We start from the raw sequence: 1670 nt of genomic DNA, 5'->3' as shown, positions 1-1670 counted from the left end.
TATACTATCCCAAATCGAATAAGATAATTCAATAACATTAATATACGAGGAGAAAGCACAATGAAAAACACACAGACTTCAGACGAAGTAAAAACTTATTTTGTAACGATTCCTGAGCACAAATTCCTTCACATACGGAATTACGAAAGCATCGGCTACTTTGACTTCTGGGAAAAACAGTCAAAAATACCGGGACAGGACTGCCAGACAATCTGCGGAATTCTGGACAGCATAAAAGGAAAACTCGACGACCAGGGCGGAACGGAAAACGACAGCGGAAGCGGTCAGCTTATGGCATTTTTGAACGCCCCGGAAGGTCGCCTTTGCAGCTGGGGAATCCCGCTTGCAGAATGTTACGGAGTGCGACTTCCGGCAGACTGGAGCGGCACAGTTCCCGAACAGATGATTTTGTCCGACATTGCCGAGGGCGAATACATCGTCTTTGAACACGGCCCTTTCGACTTTGAAACGGAAAATCAGGCGGTCGAAGCAAAAATCGAAGCCGCGATGAAAAACTTTGACTGGTCAAAAACCGGATACGAGCTGGACACAACGCCGGGACGCATTTTCTATTTTTACCACGACACAAAACGCTTCTGGAAATACATCCGCCCTGTGAGGAAGGTAAAATAATTATGCTTTCATCAAAATATAGATTTTTTCATTTGCAGATGTTAGAATAAAGAAGTTCTGTGCAGGCTGTTTCAAATAGCATCAGTTCTGTTATTTTTGGAGGACATTATGAATGAAGAAAATGAACTCGATTCAACTTGCGGAATAAGTGATGAAGAATTGACGGCGCGCTTTAATAAAGCAATTCAAATTGAAACTGAAATCAGCAGAATAAACGGAACTCCGATTACCCGATACGATGCCAATAAAAAAACCGTTTATTTAGAATACCCAGACGGTCATATCGAATATGCAAAAAAAGCCTGAAATTGTTGTTTTTGCCGGTCCGAATGGTTCTGGAAAATCAACTGTAACTAAACTTGCAAAAATCATTGAACCATATATAAATGCCGATGACATAAAGCGTTGCCTTCACTGTTCGGATTTAGAGGCTGCACAAAAGGCTGTTCAAATGAGGGAAGATTGTATTCAAAGCAATGCAAGTTTTACTTTTGAAACTGTTTTGTCAACCCGGCGCAATCTCGATTTGTTAATCAAAGCTAAGGAACAAGGTTATTTCATTCGGTGCATTTACGTTTTAACTGTAAATCCAAACATCAATATATTTCGTGTAAAACAGCGCTTTGCAAATGGCGGACACGATGTTCCTGCCGAAAAAGTATTTTCAAGATATTGGAAGGCGCTGAAATTGCTTCCTGAATTAATTTCGGTTTGTGATGTCGTTCATATCTATGACAATTCAATGGAACAGGCGGCAAGAATATTTAAAAAGCGAAAAGACGAATATTTTTATTGGGCAAATGATTTATGGTCAAAAGATAAGATAGAAGAATTAACAGGAATAAAATTTCAGCCTTAAATCAATTTTATGCCAATGCAAACAGTGACATTGTCCTGTGAGGAAGGCGGAGAAGTAAGGGAAGTAAGGAAAAAATTGCGGGTGGGGCTGTTCACATCAACTAATGCCAAATCCTAAAAATTGTGGTATAATAATTAAAGCGAGGTAAAAAATGAATGTAACAATCCTTGAAAAAAAA

The 1670-nt window shown here is 39.4% G+C and carries 3 protein-coding genes; all 3 read left to right on the top strand.

Annotated elements, in window-relative coordinates:
- The first annotated feature begins 60 nt into the window (after positions 1–60).
- The 3 genes from ACI4L0_RS01970 to ACI4L0_RS01960 all read left to right on the top strand — a co-directional run bounded on the left by ACI4L0_RS01970 (position 61) and on the right by ACI4L0_RS01960 (position 1492).
- Positions 61–633 (top strand): hypothetical protein, encoded by a 573-nt coding sequence (locus tag ACI4L0_RS01970; protein ID WP_439798486.1) that lies wholly within the window; start codon positions 61–63, stop codon positions 631–633.
- Positions 634–741: 108 nt separating this feature from the next.
- Positions 742–939 (top strand): hypothetical protein, encoded by a 198-nt coding sequence (locus ACI4L0_RS01965; protein ID WP_439798485.1) that lies wholly within the window; start codon positions 742–744, stop codon positions 937–939.
- Positions 923–1492, top strand: coding sequence for a zeta toxin family protein (locus ACI4L0_RS01960; RefSeq protein WP_439798484.1), 570 nt, complete (start codon positions 923–925; stop codon positions 1490–1492). Before ACI4L0_RS01965 ends, ACI4L0_RS01960 begins: the two co-directional genes overlap by 17 nt.
- Positions 1493–1670: the final 178 nt, after the last annotated feature.

This window comes from Treponema sp., assembly GCF_051883275.1.
Taxonomy (GTDB): Bacteria; Spirochaetota; Spirochaetia; order Treponematales; family Treponemataceae; genus Treponema_D.
The sequence above is the reverse complement of the archived record's forward strand: the minus strand, read 5'-3'. Positions and strand labels throughout refer to the sequence as shown.

Coding starts and splice junctions, on each gene's coding strand:
- ACI4L0_RS01970 (WP_439798486.1), top strand. CDS start 61: ATGAAAAACACACAGACTTCAGACGAAGTAAAAACTTATTTTGTAACG.
- ACI4L0_RS01965 (WP_439798485.1), top strand. CDS start 742: ATGAATGAAGAAAATGAACTCGATTCAACTTGCGGAATAAGTGATGAA.
- ACI4L0_RS01960 (WP_439798484.1), top strand. CDS start 923: ATGCAAAAAAAGCCTGAAATTGTTGTTTTTGCCGGTCCGAATGGTTCT.